This is a genomic window from Klebsiella sp. Ech2A (assembly GCF_030078455.1).
Lineage (GTDB): Bacteria > Pseudomonadota > Gammaproteobacteria > Enterobacterales > Enterobacteriaceae > Klebsiella > Klebsiella terrigena.
In genome coordinates, this window is the sequence record NZ_JAQGFU010000440.1 from 1 (window position 1) to 1,175 (window position 1,175).

Sequence of the window (1,175 nt, forward strand, 5' to 3'; positions counted from 1 at the left end):
CCGCCAGCAGCCGCCCTTGCTCCAGCGCCCTGGCGGGCGGAAGGTCCGGCAGCGTATAGCCGCTTTGGATAATGGCTTTATGGAATAGCCCTTTGGCCTTCGGCGAGACCATCAGCGACAGCACGCTGCGCGCGCCGGCCGATTCGCCAAACAGGGTGACGTTTGCCGCATCCCCGCCGAAGGCGTGAATGTTTTCCTGCACCCACTGCAGGGCGGCAATCTGATCGAGCAGCGCAAAGTTATATATCCGCTCGTCCTCCTCGCCCTCCAGCGCCGGGTGCGCGAAGAAGCCGAGATGCCCCAGCCGGTAGTTCACCGTCACCACCACGACGTCCCGGCCCGCCAGCGCCTGCCCGTCGTACGGCGGCAGGCTGCCGGCGCCGATGGTAAAGCCCCCGCCGTGCAGCCAGACCATCACCGGCAGCGGCTGGGTGCGGGCGGCAGGTGCCCAGACGTTGAGATAGAGGCAATCTTCCGAGAAGCGCCCGGGATCGCCGCCCCCCAGCTCGCGGCAGTACTCAACGTCCTGCCAGCTGGCGGCGGAGAAGGCGTCGGCCCGGCGGACGCCCTGCCAGCGCGCCGGCGGGCGCGGGGCGCGCCAGCGCAGTTCGCCAACCGGCGGCGCGGCGAAGGGGATCCCGCGCCAGATGTGGATCCCCTGCTCGGCGATCCCGGATAACGTGCCCTGGCGGGTTTTCACCAGCGGCGTAGACGGATTCTGCATGACCTGCTTCCTTTTACGGTTTATGCCAGCAGAGTACCGGTTTCAGAGCAGACCGCAACGCCGTTTACTGCGATCCTCCGCCTGCTGATAGAGCGCAAACTCGTCGAGTACCGGGCAGCCGAGGGCCGCTTCGAAGGCGTCGCGGCTGGCGTTGCCGTGGCTGCGGGCCTGGGTTTCGTTACCCAAATTAGACTGGAAAATTCCCGCCGCGCTCACCGGCAAAAAGTCTTCATAAATAATCGGTTGGGCAATCAGCCAGCCGCGCTCAATCAGCGGCTGCGGATCGTCGCCCGGGCCGAAAGCCTGACGATGGGCTTCTCCCGCCGGCGTCAGCCGATAGCGGAACCACGCCAGCCCCTGCTGGCGCAGCAGAAACTCGCTGTCCGGAAACTGGCTGAACACATCCTGCAGGTGACGCTGATGCTGGAGGTTGTCTTTACCCACCCCGGCC

2 protein-coding genes are annotated in these 1,175 nt (G+C 66.1%); both read right to left on the reverse strand.

The genetic code is table 11. The annotated features are described in order from the left end of the window. Positions 1-724, reverse strand: a 724-nt coding sequence (locus tag PFH44_RS27825) for a carboxylesterase/lipase family protein (RefSeq protein ID WP_283826872.1), incomplete at its 3' end; no start/stop codon positions are given. 42 nt (positions 725-766) lie between these two features. Next, a partial coding sequence (locus PFH44_RS27830) for a 2-oxoadipate dioxygenase/decarboxylase family protein (protein ID WP_349632164.1) occupies positions 767-1,175 on the reverse strand: 409 nt, incomplete at its 5' end.